General features: G+C 73.6%; 19 protein-coding genes. 7 read left to right on the top strand and 12 right to left on the bottom strand.

The features are described 5' to 3' along the window. Positions 1-82 precede the first annotated feature (82 nt). Positions 83-517 (bottom strand): hypothetical protein, encoded by a 435-nt coding sequence (locus MCBG_RS27225; protein WP_043329117.1) that lies wholly within the window; start codon positions 515-517, stop codon positions 83-85. A gap of 100 nt (positions 518-617) precedes the next feature. On the opposite strand from MCBG_RS27225, the gene MCBG_RS27230 reads away from it, so the two are divergent. Further along, positions 618-1,202: a GNAT family N-acetyltransferase gene (locus tag MCBG_RS27230; protein WP_043329118.1), complete on the top strand. Its 585-nt coding sequence runs from the start codon at positions 618-620 to the stop codon at positions 1,200-1,202. A gap of 5 nt (positions 1,203-1,207) precedes the next feature. Here the strand turns inward: MCBG_RS27230 and MCBG_RS27235 are convergent, their stop codons facing one another. After that, entirely contained in the window at positions 1,208-2,395 is a 1,188-nt protein-coding gene (locus MCBG_RS27235; RefSeq protein WP_084789633.1) for an FUSC family protein, read from the bottom strand. Positions 2,396-2,445: 50 nt separating this feature from the next. Beyond that, a complete protein-coding gene (locus MCBG_RS27240) occupies positions 2,446-2,913 on the bottom strand; it encodes an SRPBCC family protein (protein WP_043329119.1) in 468 nt (155 codons plus the stop codon). 160 nt (positions 2,914-3,073) lie between these two features. Here MCBG_RS27240 and MCBG_RS27245 point away from each other — a divergent pair, with 160 nt between their 5' ends. Continuing rightward, positions 3,074-3,844: a GNAT family N-acetyltransferase gene (locus MCBG_RS27245; RefSeq protein WP_043329120.1), complete on the top strand. Its 771-nt coding sequence runs from the start codon at positions 3,074-3,076 to the stop codon at positions 3,842-3,844. A gap of 15 nt (positions 3,845-3,859) precedes the next feature. Here the strand turns inward: MCBG_RS27245 and MCBG_RS27250 are convergent, their stop codons facing one another. Continuing rightward, positions 3,860-4,552 carry a hypothetical protein gene (locus MCBG_RS27250; protein WP_369799333.1) on the bottom strand — a complete coding sequence of 231 codons (693 nt, stop codon included), beginning with the start codon at positions 4,550-4,552 and terminating at the stop codon, positions 3,860-3,862. Between the two features lie 56 nt (positions 4,553-4,608). On the opposite strand from MCBG_RS27250, the gene MCBG_RS27255 reads away from it, so the two are divergent. Further along, the gene (locus tag MCBG_RS27255) at positions 4,609-7,740 is read left to right on the top strand and encodes an AfsR/SARP family transcriptional regulator (RefSeq protein ID WP_223201347.1); all 3,132 of its coding nucleotides are present in this window, start codon (positions 4,609-4,611) and stop codon (positions 7,738-7,740) included. Between the two features lie 7 nt (positions 7,741-7,747). Here the strand turns inward: MCBG_RS27255 and MCBG_RS27260 are convergent, their stop codons facing one another. Together MCBG_RS27260 and MCBG_RS27265 are read right to left on the bottom strand one after the other, a co-directional pair. Next, a complete protein-coding gene (locus MCBG_RS27260; protein ID WP_043329121.1) occupies positions 7,748-8,572 on the bottom strand; it encodes an ABC transporter permease in 825 nt (274 codons plus the stop codon). Beyond that, on the bottom strand, positions 8,569-9,525 hold the full coding sequence (locus MCBG_RS27265; protein ID WP_043331034.1) for a daunorubicin resistance protein DrrA family ABC transporter ATP-binding protein: 957 nt from the start codon (positions 9,523-9,525) through the stop codon (positions 8,569-8,571). The genes MCBG_RS27260 and MCBG_RS27265 overlap by 4 nt, the downstream gene beginning before the upstream one ends. 126 nt (positions 9,526-9,651) lie before the next feature. Between MCBG_RS27265 and MCBG_RS27270 the strand changes: the two genes are divergently transcribed. Further along, positions 9,652-10,035 (top strand): hypothetical protein, encoded by a 384-nt coding sequence (locus tag MCBG_RS27270; protein WP_043329122.1) that lies wholly within the window; start codon positions 9,652-9,654, stop codon positions 10,033-10,035. Between the two features lie 9 nt (positions 10,036-10,044). On the opposite strand, the gene MCBG_RS27275 is transcribed toward MCBG_RS27270, so the two are convergent. After that, positions 10,045-10,566 carry an SRPBCC family protein gene (locus MCBG_RS27275; RefSeq protein WP_043329123.1) on the bottom strand — a complete coding sequence of 174 codons (522 nt, stop codon included), beginning with the start codon at positions 10,564-10,566 and terminating at the stop codon, positions 10,045-10,047. Positions 10,567-10,569: 3 nt separating this feature from the next. Further along, complete coding sequence (locus tag MCBG_RS27280; RefSeq protein WP_223201348.1) at positions 10,570-10,875, bottom strand: ArsR/SmtB family transcription factor; 306 nt, start codon at positions 10,873-10,875, stop codon at positions 10,570-10,572. A gap of 87 nt (positions 10,876-10,962) precedes the next feature. Between MCBG_RS27280 and MCBG_RS27285 the strand changes: the two genes are divergently transcribed. Then, entirely contained in the window at positions 10,963-11,892 is a 930-nt protein-coding gene (locus tag MCBG_RS27285; protein WP_043329126.1) for an LLM class F420-dependent oxidoreductase, read from the top strand. Positions 11,893-12,194: 302 nt separating this feature from the next. On the opposite strand, the gene MCBG_RS27290 is transcribed toward MCBG_RS27285, so the two are convergent. Continuing rightward, positions 12,195-12,602, bottom strand: coding sequence for a hypothetical protein (locus tag MCBG_RS27290; protein WP_043329127.1), 408 nt, complete (start codon positions 12,600-12,602; stop codon positions 12,195-12,197). A 67-nt stretch (positions 12,603-12,669) separates the two neighbouring features. Here MCBG_RS27290 and MCBG_RS27295 point away from each other — a divergent pair, with 67 nt between their 5' ends. Continuing rightward, a complete protein-coding gene (locus tag MCBG_RS27295; RefSeq protein WP_043331036.1) occupies positions 12,670-13,896 on the top strand; it encodes an FAD-binding protein in 1,227 nt (408 codons plus the stop codon). A gap of 1 nt (position 13,897) precedes the next feature. Here the strand turns inward: MCBG_RS27295 and MCBG_RS27300 are convergent, their stop codons facing one another. Then, the gene (locus MCBG_RS27300) at positions 13,898-15,037 is read right to left on the bottom strand and encodes a site-2 protease family protein (protein ID WP_043329128.1); all 1,140 of its coding nucleotides are present in this window, start codon (positions 15,035-15,037) and stop codon (positions 13,898-13,900) included. 151 nt (positions 15,038-15,188) lie between these two features. Between MCBG_RS27300 and MCBG_RS27305 the strand changes: the two genes are divergently transcribed. Further along, a complete protein-coding gene (locus MCBG_RS27305) occupies positions 15,189-15,803 on the top strand; it encodes a DUF6082 family protein (protein WP_043329129.1) in 615 nt (204 codons plus the stop codon). Between the two features lie 31 nt (positions 15,804-15,834). On the opposite strand, the gene MCBG_RS27310 is transcribed toward MCBG_RS27305, so the two are convergent. Next, positions 15,835-16,017 (bottom strand): DUF397 domain-containing protein, encoded by a 183-nt coding sequence (locus MCBG_RS27310; protein WP_104113057.1) that lies wholly within the window; start codon positions 16,015-16,017, stop codon positions 15,835-15,837. A gap of 37 nt (positions 16,018-16,054) precedes the next feature. Further along, complete coding sequence (locus MCBG_RS27315) at positions 16,055-16,891, bottom strand: helix-turn-helix domain-containing protein (RefSeq protein WP_043329133.1); 837 nt, start codon at positions 16,889-16,891, stop codon at positions 16,055-16,057. Positions 16,892-17,137 lie beyond the last annotated feature (246 nt).

Below are 17,137 nucleotides of genomic sequence, written 5' to 3' on the forward strand. Positions count from 1 at the left end.
CTGTCCGTGCGCGCCGCGGGCAGCCGGCCACATCCGGTACGCGGTGCCGCGCCGGCCCGGGCCGACCGGATTCCAGACGACGTCACGCCCACGGCGGGGGATGCCGGTTCACGTAGTCGCGGGCGCGGGGGAGCGGATCACCCCAGTACTGGTGCGGCATGCGGTGATGCTGGGCCCGGCAGAACGTGGCGAGGTCGCCGGTGATCCCGATCCGGTCCAGTGAGCGCCGCTCGAACTCCCGGTTGGCGGCGAGCAGGTCCGCCTCCCGGTTCCATCCGGCGTGGTCGAACGCCCAGTCCGCCCAGGTCGCGTACACGTGGAAGACCTGGCGCTCGCCCGCGAACCGCAACCCCGCGAGGCCGATCGGCCGGTCCGGGTAGGTGTCCCGGCACACCCAGGCCAGGATGTGGCAGGCCCCGGCCGCGAAGAACGCCTGGTCGGCGCGCTCCCAGGCGAGTCGTTGGTCGGCCCGTTCCCGCGGCGTACGCCGGAAGACGCCCGCTGCCGTCACTGCCACCAGCGCACCCTAGCCGAGCGGCCACGTGGCGCGTGGACCCTCGCACGTGCCGATCTGAACCCGATTGACATGTGGGGTGGTCGGCGGGGGAGAGTCGGGCATGCGCTTTCAGGTGTCCACACCGCCCGCCGTTCCCGCCGGTACGTTGGCCGCCGGCCCGCAACCGACGTTGCCCGCCGAGGGCGGACTGGTCCTGCGCCCCTGGGCGGACGGGGACGCGCCGACCGTCCTGGCCGCGTACCAGGATCCGGAGATCCGCCGCTGGCACACCCGCCGGCCCGCGTCGCCGGAGCAGGTCCTCCAGTGGTTCGCCCACTCCCGTCGATCGTGGCAGGAGGAGACGGGCGCGAGCTGGGCGGTGACCCGGGGCGACGAGGTGGTGGGGCGCATGACGTTGGGCGGCGTCAACCTCGACGACGGCGAGGCCGCGTGCGCGTACTGGGTGGTTCCGGCCGCCCGCGGCACCGGCGTGGCCTCCGGCGCGCTGCGGGCGCTGAGCGCGTGGGCGCTCGCGGACGGCCGGCTGCACCGGCTCTGGCTGGACCACTCCACCGGCAACGTCGCGTCGTGCCGGGTGGCGGTCAAGGCCGGGTTCCGGCTGGAGGGCACCAAGCGCAGCGCGGCCGTGCACGACGACGGACGGCACGACATGCACCTGCACGCCCGCGTACGCGGGGACGACTGACCGGGTCACGACTGCGCGGCGGCCACCTCCCGGATGCGCCGCAGCGCCTCCTCCCGCTCCATCCCGGTCGCCTGGAGGATGTCGCTCGCGGCGGTCCGGACCTGCCCCACGATCACCGTGCCGGACAGCCCGGTCCCGGCCAGCTCCGCGCGCGTCGCCGCCGCCACCGCGCTCAGCGCGTGCCGGCGGGCGTCCTCCGGACCCTGGTCCGCGAGAACCTCCTCCTGTACGGCGTGCACCGCCGCGCCGAGCGCCTCCACGGCGTCCGGCAGGCTCTCCGGGATCGGCTCCCCGTCCTCGATCAGCACCACGGCCCGCCGCGCCAGCACCCGGGTGTTCCAGACCGCCTGGTCCACGTCCGGCGCGCCGAGCTGGTAATGCTGAACGGATTGCCGCCTCGGCCACCGGGCCGGGGCGAGGTCGACGGTTTCCTTCGCGCCGCCGAAGACGTCCCAGAACCGGCCCAGGTCCGTGCCGATCGCCTGCGACCGGCTCAGCGCCCGGTCGGCCAGTTCGTGGTCGCGTCGCCGCAGCGCGGTGGCGGTCGCCGCGAGCTGGTCGGCGAGCTGCCGCAACGTCGGCGCGGCCACCCGCCGCATGACCCGCAGCGGGTTGATCGGCACCAGCAGCAGCGTCACCACCAGGCCCACGCCGCCGCCGATCAGCGCGTCCACGAAGCGGGGGAACTCCAGCGTGTGCCGGGAGGAGGAGAGCGCGCCGAGCAGCACCGCCGTACCGCTGGCGTTGCCCACGATCCCGCCCCGCGTACTCAATGCCAGCGCGACCAGGACGGACGCCGCGACGATCACGCCGGTCTGCCACACCCCGGCGCCGACGGCACCGATCAGCAGGTCCGACACGATGATGCCGAGCGTCACCCCGGCGAGCAGCTCGACGGTGTTGGAGAGGCGGCGTCCGAACGACGAGGTGATCACCGCGACCGCGGCCGCCGGGGCGAAGATCGGGCTCGGCATGCCGGTGACCCAGCGCGCGACGGCCCAGGCCAGCGCCGCCGCCAGACCGGCCTGCACGGCGAGTACGGACTTGACCCGCAGCTGCTGCATCCGGTCCCGCCCGGCGGCCCGGCCGCGCTCGTTCACGCGCTCCCACGCCTCGTCGAACCGTTCCGCGTCCAGGCCGGCGCGCCGCGACGACCCCCGTCGGCCGTCGCGCCCCTCCCGCTGCCCGGTCACCGCGGGCGGCTACCCGCAAAAACCGCCGCCAATCCCGGCGTCCGCCGAGGTCAGCCGCCCGGTTCGAGGTACGCGGCCAGGTGCGCCAGCGAGGACGCGATGCCCTCCTCGTGCACCGCCTGGTCGATGCCCGGTGGTACGCCGGTGGCCGTGACCGTCACCTCGGTGCCGTCGCCGGCCGCTGCGAGGTGCCAGGTCATGGTCATGGTGCCCGCGTACGCGGGGTCGTCGGCCTGGAACACGGCGGTCTGCACGACCCGGCGCGCCGGTACGAGTTCGGCGAACCCGACGTCGACCACGTCGGTGGCGTCCGACGTCTTGCCCGGGCTGCCGGCCGGGTCGAGGTAGGTGAGCACCATCCGGAACCCGCCCCCGGGCCGGGGATCCCACCGCTCGATCCGCCCGCGCATCCCGTCCGGCGGCAACCACGCCTCCAGGGCCGCCCGATCCACGAGCGCCCCGTACACCGCTGCCGGCGCGGCCCCGATCGTCCTGCTACCCCGATCGACCCTGCTCACCCCCCAACCCTAGGCCCCGCACCCTGCCCGCCCGTGGGCGCTCTCGTCGATCTTGAAGTTGTGGCGGTTGACGAATGCCACGGAGTAGGGCGATTCAGGCGCCACAACTCCAAGATCGGCGGGGAAGCGGGGGCGGGGCGCGCCGGGTACGCTGCCGCGAATGCCGGTACTACCGCACCCCGACGCCCCTGACGACTCGCTGCTGTTCGATGCCGACGACGTGCCGCTGGCCCGGATGCGGCTGCGGGACGACGACGGCACGCGGGTCGCGGCCGGCGTGAGGCCGCTGGCCGGGGCGCCGTTCACCCGGCTCGTCGCGCAGGTGCGGCGTGACCTCGCCGGGCATCGGCTGGAGACGCCGGACGAGGCGCTGGCGGCGGCGCTGGTGGCCGACGGGCTGAAGCTGCACCGGGCCGCCACTGACATGCGGCACGACCTGACCGACGTACCGGAACCGGTGGCGCTGCCGGACGGCTGGTCGCTCGGCGCACCCGGCTGGGACGACGACCTCGCCGCAGGGCTGGACGCGGCGTACGGCCCGGACCACCCGGACGGCCGCTGGCAGCCCAGCGACACCGAACAGGTGCGGGCGATGTTCGACACCGGTGAGCCGGTGCCGCCCCTGGTGCCCGCCTCGGCCCGGCTGATCGACCCGGACGGCCGCAGCGCCGGGCACGTGCTGTGCGCCGGGCCGGTGCCGTGGACCGACGACGACTGCGTCTGGATCCTCAACCTCGGCGTCGCGCCCCGGGCACAGCGGCGCGGGTTCGGGCGGGCGCTGCTCGTCCACGCGCTGCGCGGCGCGCGGGAGGCGGGACTGCCGTCCGTCGGCCTGTCGGTGGTCGACGGCAACCCGGCCCGCCGCATGTACGACGCGGCCGGTTTCCGCGTCCTCACCCGGGTGCTCACCGTCCGGATCCCCGACGCGTAGCCCGCCGGGGAACCTTCAGGCGCCGGTGAGCAGAGGGTGGTGCGCGGACCAGAGCCAGCGCAGGTAGTCGCGTAGCCGTTCCGGGGTGGCGATCCACCCCTGGCCGGGATAGCGGAGCAACCGGCTGACCTCGCCGGCCACCAGGTCGTACCCGGCCGCGCCGGTCTCCGGCACCGGGGCGTCCGGTGCGACAGCCACTGGTAGCGGGACCATCGGGATCCGCAGGTCGGCGTCGTCGCAGGCCCGCAGCACGGTGAGGTAGACCCGGACCAGGTGGTACGGCGAGACGACGAGCGCGACGCTGCCGATGCCCAGCGCCCGTACCTGCTCCACGACCCAGGTGGCCTGCCGGCCGGTGCCGGTGACCGGCTCGGCCTGGAGCACGACCCCGTCGACCCGGCGCAGACCGAGTCCGCGCAGCCGGTCCAGTGTGAGCGGGCGGTACGTCCGCTCGGCCGAGTCGGTGTTCGCCACCAGCAGGTGCCGCAGCGCCGGGCCGGTCTCCCAAGCGCGGATCGCGTCGGTGAGACGCCAGTCCTCGCCCTGGCCGGTGGCCACCACCAGCGCGTCCACCCGCTCGGCGGCGCGGTGGGGGAGCGTGAGGACCATCGTGACCGCCTCCAGCACCGCCAGGAGCCGGTCGGCGGGGACGTCCGCGAACGCCTCCGGCCCCACGAGCCGTGGCAGCGGGCGGGACACACTCGTCACGCCCGCGATCTTGCCACCATCGGTTCGCCGGCGGGTGAGAGAGTGACATGGTGCGGGTGGGGATCCTCGGGCCGCTTGAGGTCCGCGACGGCGACCGGCCGCTCGACGTCGCCGGGGCGCGGCTGCGGGCGCTGCTGATCCGCCTCGCCCTGGACCCGGGCCGGCCGGTGAGCGTACCGGCGCTGGCCGAGGCGCTCTGGGGCGATGAGCCGCCGACCGACACCGCCAACGCGGTGCAGACGCTCGTGTCGCGGCTGCGCCGGGCGGTGCCCGGGCTCGGGGTACGCAGCAGCCCGGCGGGCTACCGGCTCGACCTGGACCCGGACGACGTGGACGCCGGGCGGTTCGAGCGGCTGACCCGGCAGGGGCGGGCGGCGCTTCGCGACGGGGACGCGACGACGGCGCGGACGATGTTGCGCGACGCGCTCGCGCTGTGGCGGGGGCCGGCGCTGGCCGAGGTCGCCGACGCGCCGTACGCGGCGGCAGCGGTGGCGCGGCTGGCGGAGCTGCGGCTCACCGCGCAGGAGGACCGGATCGAGGCGGAGCTGCGCACCGGGCGGCCGGAGCTGCTGGTCGCCGAGCTGGAGGAGCTGACCGCCGCGCATCCGCTGCGGGAGCGGCTGGCCGAGCTGCACCTGCGTACGCTCGCCGCCGCCGGGCGGCCCGCCGAGGCGCTCGCCGCGTACGAGCGGATCCGGCAGCGGCTCGCCGACGAGCTGGGCGTCGACCCGTCACCGCAGTTGCGGGCCGCGCACCTGGAACTGCTGCGCGGCGAGGCGGCCCCGCCGCAGCCGACGGCCGTGACGCGGGGCAACCTGCGGGCCGCGCTCACCACGTTCGTCGGGCGCGACGAGGACCTGCGCCGGCTCACCGGGCTGCTCGCCGGCAACCGGCTGGTCACCCTGCTCGGGCCGGGCGGAGCCGGCAAGACGCGGCTGGCGAGCGTGGCGGCGGGCCGGCTCGCCGACGGCGTACCCGGCGGGGCGTGGCTGGTCGAGCTGGCGCCGATCACCGACCCGGCGGACGTGCCACGGGCCGTGCTCGACACGCTCGGGCGGCGGGACCGGAAGCTGGAACCGGTACGCCAGCCGGCCCGCGACACGCTCGGCCGCCTGGTGGACACGATCGCCACCGACGAGACGCTGATCGTGCTGGACAACTGCGAACACGTCGTCGAGGCCGCCGCCCGGCTCGCCGAGGACCTGCTCGGCCACTGTCCGGGGCTGCGCGTGCTGGCCACCTCCCGGGAGCCGCTCGGCATCGTCGGCGAGGTGCTGGAACCCGTACCCCCGTTGCGGCTGCCACCGGCGGACGCCACGCCGGGCGACGCGCTCGCGTACCCGTCGGTGCAGTTGCTGCGCGACCGGGCCGCCGCCGTGCGGCCCGGGTTCGCGGTGACCGGCGAGAACGTGGCGGCAGTGGTGGAGATCTGCCGGCGGCTCGACGGCCTGCCGCTGGCCATCGAACTCGCGGCGGCGCGCCTGCGGACGCTGTCGCCGCGGCAGGTCGCGGCCGGTCTGGACGACCGGTTCCGGCTGCTGACCGGCGGCAGCCGCACCGCGCTGCCCCGGCACCGCACGCTGCGGGCGGTGGTGGACTGGAGCTGGGGGCTGCTCACCGACGACGAGCGGCAGCTCGCCGAACGGCTCGCGGTCTTCCCGGCGTCGGTCACCGCCGACTCGGCGGCCGGCGTCGCCGGCCCGGCCGCCGCCGCGCTGCTCGACGCGCTCGTGGACAAGTCGCTGCTCCAGGTGGTCGGCGACGGGCGGTTCCGGATGCTGGAGACCATCCGGGAGTACGGGCTGGAACGGCTCGCCGCCGCCGGGGCGTCGGCCGGGGCGCGCGCCGCGCACGCGGCGTACTTCCGGGAGCTGGTCCGGACCGCGGAGCCGCACCTGCGCACGGCCGGTCAGCTGCCGTGGCTGCGGCTGCTGGAGGCGGAACGGGAGAACATAGTCGGCGCGCTGCACTACGCCTGTGACGCCGGTGACGCCGACACCGCGCTGCGCATCGGCGCGGGGCTGGCGTTGCCGCTGGTGATCTGGGGCGACGGCGGCATCGGCGGTGACGTGCTGGCCCGCGCGCTGGCGCTGCCCGGCCCGGCCCCGGCGGAGGAGCGGGCGGTGGTGCTCGCCATCCGCATCGGTTCGGAGCTGGCAGGCGGCGAGCGGGGGCCGACGCCGGAGCAGATCGCCGAGCTGACCACGACCCTGCGGGCGGTGGAGGGGACCAAGCATCCGATCGTGGGGCTGCTCGCGCCGATGCTGTCGATCTTCGACGACGACACGGCGGCCGGGATCGCGGCGATCGACCGTGCGCGCGGGCATCCCGACCCGTGGACCGACGGCACGCTGCTGGGGGTACGCGGCAAGTTCAAGGAGAACGACGGCGACGCCGACGGCATGCTGCGTGACCTGACCGACGCCGCCGCGGAGCTGCGCGCGGTCGGCGAGCGGATGAGCCTGTCGCACGTGCTCAGCGAGTACGCCGACGCGCTCACCAAACGCGGCGACTTCGAGGCGGCGACCGCGGCGCTGGAGGAGTCGGTGCGGCTGGCCCGGGAACTCAACCCGGCCTCCGAGCCCGGCTTCCAGCTGATCTGGCTCGCCGCCATCCGGGCCCGCTCCGGCGACGTGGCCGGCGCCAAGGCCGAACTGCGCCGGTTCGTGACCGACCGGGACGGCCGGGACGGCGCGTTCGGGCTGATGATGCTCGGCAGCATCGCCCGCTCCGAGGGGTCGCTGGACGAGGCGCAGGAGTGCCTCGCCGAGGCGACGCGCCGCCAGGACGAGACGCCGTTGGCCGCCCCGCAGTTCCGTGCCCTGCTGCTGACCGAGACGGGCCATCTGGCGCTGGCCCGCGGTGACCTTCCGGGTGCGCGTCGCTGTCTCGACGATGCGACCACGCGCAGCCTCGCCGCCCGGGACATGCCGGTGGTCGCGATCGTCACGGTCGGCTGGGTCGCGTTGGCGGTGGCCGAGGGCCGGTACGAGCGGGCCGCCGAACTGCTCGGCGTCTCCGACTCGCTGCGCGGGCGGCCGGACCGCTCCAATCCCGACGCGCAGCGGCTCGCCGAGCGGCTGCGCGCCGAGCTGGGCGAGGACGGATACGCCGCCGCGTACGCCCGGGGTCACGGCCGCAGCCGGGCCGACGCCCTCGCGTTCGTGGGCGGCGACCCGGCTGGATGAGGCGCCCTCAGGCGCGGCGGCGGTAGGCGCGGACGGCGAGCGGCGCGAACACCGCGATGATCGCCACGGTCCAGAGCAGCGACCGGGTCACCGGCCCGGCCACCGGGCCGCCGATCATCAGACCCCGGGCCGCCTCCATCACGTCGGCCACCGGGTTGACCCCGACCCACCACTGCAACCAGCCGGGCAGCGTGTCCGTCGGCACCATCATGTTGGTGCCGAAGGTCAGCGGGAACAGCAGCAGGAACGCAGTGCCCTGCACCGCGCCCGGGCTGCGCATCAGCACCCCGAGCAGCACGCCGATCCAGCTGACCGCGAACGCGAACGCGATGGTCAGCAGGCAGGCGGCGAGCGCGGACAGCGGGTCGGTGCCGATCCGGAAGCCGAGCGCGTAGCCGAACCCCAGCAGCACCGCGATGGAGACCACGAACCGGACCAGGTCGCCGACCACCGAGCCGACGAGCGGCGCGGACCGGGCGATCGGCAGGCTGCGGAACCTGTCGAAGACGCCCTTCTCGACGTCGGTGTTGAGGCTGACGCCGGTGGCGATGGACGCGAACAGCACGGTCTGCACCATGATCGCGGGCAGCAGGAACTGCAGGTACTCGTGCTGCGAGCCGGCGACCGCGCCGCCGAGCAGGTAGACGAAGATCAGCACGAAGACGACCGGCTGGAGCGTGACGTCGAGCAGTTGTTCCGGGGTCCGGATCGTCTTGATCAGGCTACGGCCGGCCAGCGCGAGACTGTGCCGGACCAGCCCGAACGGACGGGCGGAGGCGCGGGGCGTGCCGGTCCGGGGCGGCGGCGTCGCCGTACGGGTCGTCGTGGTCATGCCGCCACCTCCGCCTGCTCCTCGGCGCCGTGGCCGGTCAACGTGAAGAACACCTCGTCGAGGCTGGGCAGCCGCAGCGCCAGCTCGACCACTCCGATGCCGGCGTCGTCGAGCCGGCGGACCACAGCGGTGAACGGGGTGTCGTCGTCCACCGGCACGGTGAGCACGCCCGGCCGGGGCAGCTCGGGATCGGTCCCGGTGGCGGCGCGCAGGATCTCGGCGACCGCGCCGATCCGGCCCGGGTCGGTCGGCCGGACCACGATCGTCTGGCTGCCGGCGATCCGCTTCAGCTCGCCCGGCGTGCCGTGCGCGATCACGCGCCCGTGGTCGATCACCGAGATCTCGTCGGCGAGCGCGTCGGCCTCGTCCAGGTACTGCGTGGTCAGCAGCACCGTCGACCCGTCGTCGACGAGCGAGCGGACCACACCCCACATCTCCTCCCGCTTGGCCGGGTCCAGCCCGGTCGTCGGCTCGTCCAGGTAGATCACCTCCGGCCGGCCGACCAGGCTCGCGGCCAGGTCCAGGCGGCGGCGCATGCCACCGGAGTACGTCTTGGCCGGGCGTCCGGCCGCGTCGGTCAGGCCGAACCAGGCGAGCAGTTCCGCCGCCCGCGCCCGCGCCTCGTGGCGGCTCAGGTCGAGCAGCCGGCCGATCAGCACCAGGTTCTGGGTGCCGGTCAGGTCCTCGTCCACCGAGGCGTACTGGCCGGTCAGCCCGATCAGCCGCCGTACCCGGGCGGCGTCGGTGACCACGTCGTAGCCGCCGACAGTCGCGCGCCCCCCGTCCGGGCGCAACAGCGTGGCGAGGATCCGTACCGCAGTGGTCTTGCCGGCGCCGTTGGGCCCCAGCACCCCCAGCACGGTCCCCCGGCGTGCGGCGAGGTCGATCCCGGCCAGCGCGGTGGTCGTACCGAACCGCTTGACCAGGCCCTCCGCTTCGAATGCGTAACTCATGACGCCGACGATGGCCGGGGCCGCTGGCACCGGGCGCACACGCCGCGCACACCGCCGTGTGCGCGGCGGCGAAATCGAGTACGCGTGCTCATTCGCCAGCCCCGCCGGCCGGGCAGGATCGAAGGCGTGACGACGAGACGTACGCTGCTCGGCGGTCTGTTCCTGGCGCTGGCCACGGCCGGCGCCTGGGTGGCCTGGCTGAGCTGGGAGTCCGGCTGGACCGTGGACCCGCAGACCGGCGACATGAGCGGGCCGTACGCGGTCTGGCAGGTCGCCGCCGCGGTGCTGACCCTGGGCGCGCTGGCCGCCGTCGCCGGCTGGTGGCTGAACATCTGGCTGGTGGCGACCGTGATGACAGTGGCGTTCACAGTTCCGTGGGCGGTGCACGCCGCCTCGACCGACGACACCGGCCTGTGGGCGGTCGGGGCGGCGCTGGTGGCGATCGGCACCACCATCGGAACGACGCTTGTCGGCGGCGCCGCCGGGTGGCTGCGCCGCCGGACCGGGTGACCGCAGTCGTCAGTCGCGGTTCAGGCGTTCGGCGTACGCGTCGCGCAGGTCCGCCCAGCCGAAGTCCTTCGCCTCCGCGCCCCGGATCGGGCCGACCGGGTCGCCGTCGAGCAGATGCGCGGCGACGTCGAGGCAGATGTGCCAGCCGGCGGCAGTCATCGCGGCGAGGTCGGGACCGCCGACCCGGTGCCGCAGCGTGAGCGTGGTGCCGTCGCCGTTGGCGGTCAGCTCCCAGCGCAGCAGGTCGTCGCCCCAGGTGTACTCCAGCAGGTGCGGCCGGTCGGCGCGCAGCACCCGGGCCGGCGCCGGGTAGCTCTGGTCGCCGTCGACGGCGCTGAGTACGGCGTCGCCGGGGCGGCCCAGGTCACGGTCGGCCAGGAACGGCGCCCACTCGGCGAGCCGATCCGGGTCGGTGAGCGCGGCCCACACGGTTTCCGGCGGGTGCCGCAGGTCGCGGACGAAGACCAGTTCGTTTTCGGGTGTCAGCTTGACCCGGGCGAGTGGGCCGGGGCGGAACGAGTCGCGGTCCATCTGTCACTCCTGACTGTCGAGATGGCGTTCCAGGGCGTCGAGATGCGTGGTCCACGACCGGTAGGGCTCGAGCCAGTCGTCGACTGCTCGTAGCGGCGCGGTGTCGACCCGGTAGATCCGCCGCTGCGCGGCAGTACGGCAGGTGACCAGGCCGGCGTCACGGAGCACGCGCAGGTGCTTGGAGACGGCCGGCTGGCTCATGCCCAGCGCGTCCACCAGCTCGCCGACGCTGCTCTCGGTCCGGCGCAGCCGGTCCAGGATGCGGCGCCGGGAGGGCTCGGCCAGCACGGCGAAGGCGTCGACTGTCACGCCTTCAATATGCCTCATCGGTTATATGCCTGGCAAGGAATGACAGGTCGCGCTGCCCCGCGCCGGCCGGCTCCATATGCTCGGGGCATGGAACTGCGGATCTTCACCGAACCCCAGCAGGGCGCCACGTACGACCAGCTCCTCGCCGTGGCCCGGCGTGCGGAGGAGACCGGCTTCGCCGCGTTCTTCCGCTCCGACCACTACCTGAAGATGGGCTCGGTGAGCGGTGACCCCGGCCCGACCGACGCCTGGACCACGCTCGCCGGGCTGGCCCGCGACACCACCCGGATCCGGCTCGGCACGCTGATGACCGCCGCCACGTTCCGGCTGCCCGGCCCGCTGGCGATCACGGTGGCGCAGGTCGACCAGATGAGCGGCGGCCGGGTCGAGCTGGGCATCGGCACCGGCTGGTACGCCGAGGAACACACCGCGTACGGCATCCCGTTCCCGCCGCTGGGGGAGCGGTTCGACCGGCTGGAGGAGCAGCTCGCGGTGATCACCGGTCTCTGGTCCACCCCGGCGGGCTCCACGTTCGACTTCCCCGGCACGTACTACCCGGTCAGCGACTCGCCGGCGCTGCCCAAGCCGGTGCAGAGCCCCCGCCCGCCGATCCTGCTCGGCGGCATGGGACCGAAGCGCACGCCCCGCCTGGCCGCCCGGTACGCCGACGAGTTCAACCTGCCGTTCGTCTCGGTCGAGGACACCGTCACGCAGTTCCAGCGGGTACGCGACGCCTGCGCCGAGATCGACCGCGACCCGTCCACGATGGCCTGGTCCAACGCGCTCGTGCTGTGCTGCGGCCGCAACGAGGCCGAGGTGAAGCGGCGCGCCGAGGCGATCGGGCGCGACCCGGACGAGTTGCGTGCCAACGGCGCCGCCGGCACGCCCGCCGAGGTGGTCGAGACGCTCAGCCGGTACGCCGAGGCGGGCAGCTCCCGGGCCTACCTCCAGGTGCTGGACCTGACCGACCTGGACCACCTGGAGCTGGTAGCCGCCGAGGTCATGCCCCACGTCTGACCCGGCCCTGTCCGCCGCCCGTCCCGCCTCCCGCCTCCCGCCTCCCGTCGAGATCTTGGTACGGAACGGCCCCTATAGGGGCCCTTCCGTACCAAGATCTCCAGCGGTCCCACCTTGCGGAACAACAATCTCGCGTTACGGGAGGCACTCCCGCGCCGCCCCCCACAAACCCGCGATCTTGCGGTTGCGGCCCTTCCGGTGCCGGATTTACGGCTCTTGTCGGGGCGGCAACCGCATGATCAACGGCGGTCTGGACGCCAGCACTCCAAGATCGTCGCCGAGACGCGTGGGCGGCGGGTGGGTCAGCTTGTTGTGGCGCGGCGGACCGTGTCGAGGCGGCCGTCGCGGTCGCTGTCCAGGTACGTCACGTCGGGTACGCCGTCGCCGTCCAGGTCGATCTGCACCACGTCGGCCACACCGTCGCCGTCCAGATCCGTGACCACCTCGACGGAACCGTCCAGGTGCCGGGTCACGATCGACCGGCCCGCCCCCTGGCGCGGCGGCGGCCCCGGGTGGGGCACCGGGTCCGGCTCGGGCTCCGGCGTGGGCCCCGGAACCGGGGCGGTCGCGGCGGGCGTCACACCCACACCGGCGGGTCCCACACCGGCGGGCGGCATCTCCGCAGCGTCGGGGTCCACGCCGGTCGGGTCGATCTCCTCCTCCGACGGGTACACGTCGCCGCGGAGGCTCGGGTCGCGGTAGCTGCTCATCCCGCCAGGATTCCCGCCGAGTGGCCGGGGCAACCCTGCCGGCGCATGATGGCGGATGATGCAGCGCATGACGGACACGAACTGGGCCGGAAACGTCAGCTGGTCGGCGCGTACCCGATCGCGGCCGACCTCGACCGACGAACTGCGGCGGCTGGTCGCGGAGGCCGACCTGGTCCGGGCCGTCGGCACCGGCCACTCGTTCAACCGGCTCGGCGACACCACCGGCACCCAGATCGCGCTGGACGGCCTGCCACCCGCCGTCGCGCTCGACCCCGACCGCGGCGCCGTCACCGTCGCGGCGGGCGTCCGCTACGGCGACCTGGCCACCGCGATCCAGGCTCAGGGGTACGCGCTGGCGAACCTCGCGTCGCTGCCGCACATCTCGGTGGCCGGCTCGGTCGCCACCGCCACCCACGGCTCCGGCGCGCGGAACCGCAACCTGGCCGCCGCCGTCGCCGCGCTGGAACTCGTCACCGCCGACGGCGATCTGATCACCGTCGACCGGACCGACCCACGGTTCGCCGGGCTGGTGGTCAACCTGGGCGCGCTGGGCGTGGTCACCCGGCTCACGCTCGACGTGGTGCCCACGTACGAGATCCGGCAGCACGTCCGTCTGGGCCTGCCCCGCGCCGCCCTGGACGAGGCGCTCGACGCCGCGTACAGCGTCAGCGTCTTCACCTCGTGGCGCTCGGAGCGCTTCGACCAGGTGTGGGTGAAGCAGTACGCCGACGAGGCCCCGCCGCCCGCCGACTGGCTGGACACGGTGGCCGCCGACTCGCCCCGGCACCCGGTGCCCGGCATGTCGCCGGAGCACTGCACCGCTCAGCTCGGCGAGCCGGGGCCGTGGCACGAGCGGCTGCCGCACTTCCGGCTCGGCTTCACCCCCAGTAGCGGCGACGAGCTGCAGTCGGAGTGGCACGTGGCCCGGGCCGACGCGTCGGCGGCGCTCGCCGCGCTCGACCCGGTCGCCGACCGCATCGCCGCCGTGCTCCAGATCTGCGAGCTGCGTACGGTCGCCGCCGACGAGCTGTGGCTGAGCCCGAACTTCCGGCGCGACTCGCTGGCGCTGCACTTCACCTGGATCGGCGATCCGGTCGCTGTCGCGCCGGTGCTGGCCGAGGTGGAGGAACGGCTCGCTCCGTTCGCGCCGCGCCCGCACTGGGGCAAGCTGTTCGAGCGCGATCCCGCCGCCGCGTACCCCCGGCACGCCGACTTCGCCGCGCTGCTGCGCGAGTTCGACCCGAAGGGGAAGTTCCGCACCGCCGAGATGGACCGCTACTTCCCCCGGGACTGACTCAGCGTCCGGCCGGCATCTGCTGGCGCAGGCTGCCGCGCTGCACCGCGCGGCTGATGTCGCTGGGCGAGACGATGCCGACAAGCTGGTTGTCGACCACCACGAGAGCGCGGCCGTCGGTGCACTCGTTGAGCCGGGGCAGCAGGTCGGTGAGCTGCTCGTCCGGGCGGGCGAGCACCAGCTCGTCGGCCCGGCAGGACACCTCGGCCAGCGTGGTCGACGCACGGCGGTCCGCCGCGATGCCGCGTACCCGATCGAGCGTGACCAGACCGACCGGCCTGCCGTCGACGGTCAGTGGGAGCGCGGAGTGCCGGTACGCGAAAAGGTAGTGGTCGACGAAGTCGGCCACTGTGAGGTCGCCGGACGCGGTCTGCGGCTGCGGCGTCATCACGTCGCCGACCCGGATGCCGCGCAGCGCGTCGCCCATCCGGGCGGCGCGTTCCTCCTGGCCGGCGGCGCCGAGCAGGAACCAGCCGATCAGCGCCAGCCACAACCCGCCGAACCCCGCGCCGGTGAAGAACCGCCACAGCCCCAGCCCGATCAGCACGACGCCGAGCACCCAGCCCGCGCGGGCCGCCACCACCGACGCCTTGGTTCGGTCGCCGGTGAACTTCCACACCGCCGCGCGCAGCAGCCGCCCGCCGTCCAGCGGGGCGGCCGGCAGCACGTTGAAGATCGCCAGCAGTACGTTGATGCCCGCCAGCCAGGCCAGCGCGCCGAGCAGCAGCCCGTGCCCGCCCGCGGCGGCCACCGCCACCGCGATCGCCGCGAAGAACACGCCGATGATCAGGCTGACCAGCGGCCCGACCCCGGCGATCCGCAGCTCGGCGCCCGGGTCCTTCGCCTCGCCCTTCAGCTCGGCGACACCGCCGAACAGCCAGAGCGTGATGCCCTCGACCTCGATGCCGTTGCGCTTGGCGACCACCGCGTGCGCCACCTCGTGGGCGAGCAGACCGACGAAGAAGACCACGGCGGCGGCCAGGCCGGCCGCGAAGTAGGCGACGGGGGAGTGACCGGGGTACGAGGCCGGGAACAGGCTCGCCGACAGCGCCCACGCGATCAGCACGAAGATGACCAGGACACTCCAGTTGACGCCGACCGGTACGCCCGCGATCCGACCCAGACGGAAACTCGCCCTCATGTTTCCGTCATACCCGGCGGACCCACCCGCACACCAGAACCTGCCGCACGGCGTGCCGGTTCTGCGGTGGGTGCAGAGCCAGGAGGATCGGGGTGCCAGGTGGCGGCGCGTTCGATTGATCAACTTTGATGGGAGAACTAGCCTTGCGTAGATGAGGAGTGTTCGCGGCGTAGCCGTCTGGGCGTTGTTGGTCTTCTTGGGAGGGCTTGCGCTGCTGCTCTCCCCGCCCCTGATCGACTACGCCTTCGATCCGAGTACCGACTGGGAGCGCTTGGCGAATATCGGCCAAGCCTACGGCTCGGTCTCTATGCTTCTGTCCGCGCTGGCTCTCGTGGGTGTGGTCGCCACCACCATCAGTCAAAACAGGCAGGCCCGCATCGCATTGGAATACGCGCAACGTGACCAGCACGCCTTGTTGCTCAAGATGGCCATAGATGATGCCGTGCTGATGGAGTGCTGGGGGTCGCTGACCCAGGACCCTGCGCCTGAACGGCGGAGGCAGCGGGCCTACATCAATCTGATCCTCAACTTCTGGGCCACGACCTGGCAACTGGGCGGGATGCCTGAGAGCCAGTTGCGAGGACTGCTGGCGGCTGACATCTTCGCCACCGAGATCGGCTTGAGGTTCTGGGAGCAGGCGCGGCTTACGCGGAAGGTCGTGCACGCGGGGGCGCAGCCAGCAGCGTTCGACCGGATTGTAGAGGACGAGTACCTGCGTGCCCTGGCGAAGCTACGAAGCACGGAGGCTTCGGGCATTGGATCGTAGGGTCAGGGTGCGCAGGCGATGCCTGCCGCGTTCAGTTCCGGAACGTCTCGTGCTTGACGCCCGCGACGAAGGTCGACCAGGCTGCCGGGTCGAAGGCGAGGATAGGACCTCGCGGGTCCTTGCTGTCGCGTAGCCCGACCACGCCGGGCAGGTTGTCGGCGACCTCGACGCAGTCGCCGGAACCGTTGCTACGGGTGCTCTTGCGCCAGGTCATCGTCGCCTGGTTGGCCTCTTCCACCCGCGCCGTCCTCTCATAGCTCGTCGATCGCCCCCAGGATGAGGTCGCGCGACTCCCGGGCGCCGGCCGCCGTGGCGACCAGGTGCTCGAAGACGCGGCTGTACTCCCTCACCTGTTGGCCTTCGAGATAGAGGCTACCCGCGCGGGTCTCGACGTAGACGATCCCCGGATCGGCCGGCTCGGGGAAGGTCAGCACGCTGAAGGCGCTGCCCATCGACCCGTACTCGCCCGCGCCGAAGGTCAGGATCTGGATGGTGCGGCCGGGCCGGTCCGCCTCCTCGGCCAGTCGCCGCAACTGCGCCGCGAACAGCTCCGCGCCGCCGACCGGGCGCCGTAGTGCGGCTTCGTCCAGCACCACCCAGAGCTTCGGCGGAGTTTCGGTGTCCTGACGGCGCATGCGCAACTCGACCCGCCGGTCCACCTCGTCGGTCGGGGCGTCCGGGTGCTCGGCGCGGATGACCGCGCGGGCGTAGTCGGCGGTCTGGAGTAGACCCGGAATCAGTTGCGGCTGGAAGGTGCGGATCTCGGCCGCCTCGGCCTCCAGCCCGACGTAGACCTCGAACCAGTCCGGCAGCACGTCGTCGTACGCCTGCCACCAGCCGCGCTTGCGGGCATCGCGGGCGACCTGGACGAGTGCGTCCACCTCGTCGCCTTCCACCCCGTACAGCTCAAGAAGTCCACGGGCGACCGGCGGCATGACGGACACCTGGGCGTTCTCGATGCGGCTGATCGCCGACTTCGAGATCCCCACCTCCTTGGCGGCCTGGTCGGCGGTCATGCCGGTCTGCTCACGGAGGCGACGGAGGGCAGCGGCCAGGCGTCGACGTCGGACGGTCGGGCTTCCAGTCATGCCGGTCAGTGTGGCGGAAGCGGACGAGCTTCGCAATGACATCATCCCGAATCGGGAGTTGCGCAAAGGGTGCGGTCCACTGCACGATGAGTGAGTGGCCGGATCGGCTGGGTCATCGGGTGTCGACCTGGGCCACGCGCTGTGCCCTGCTGACGTACTGCTGGTCGAAGGCTGCGGTGGCAGGTGCCGGGGTGGGTCCGCCGGTGCGCGGCGGGCCGGTGGGCCTGCCCTTCCACGGTTCGATCT

It is taken from the genome of Micromonospora sp. M42 (assembly GCF_000568915.1).
Classification (GTDB): Bacteria; Actinomycetota; Actinomycetes; order Mycobacteriales; family Micromonosporaceae; genus Micromonospora; species Micromonospora chalcea.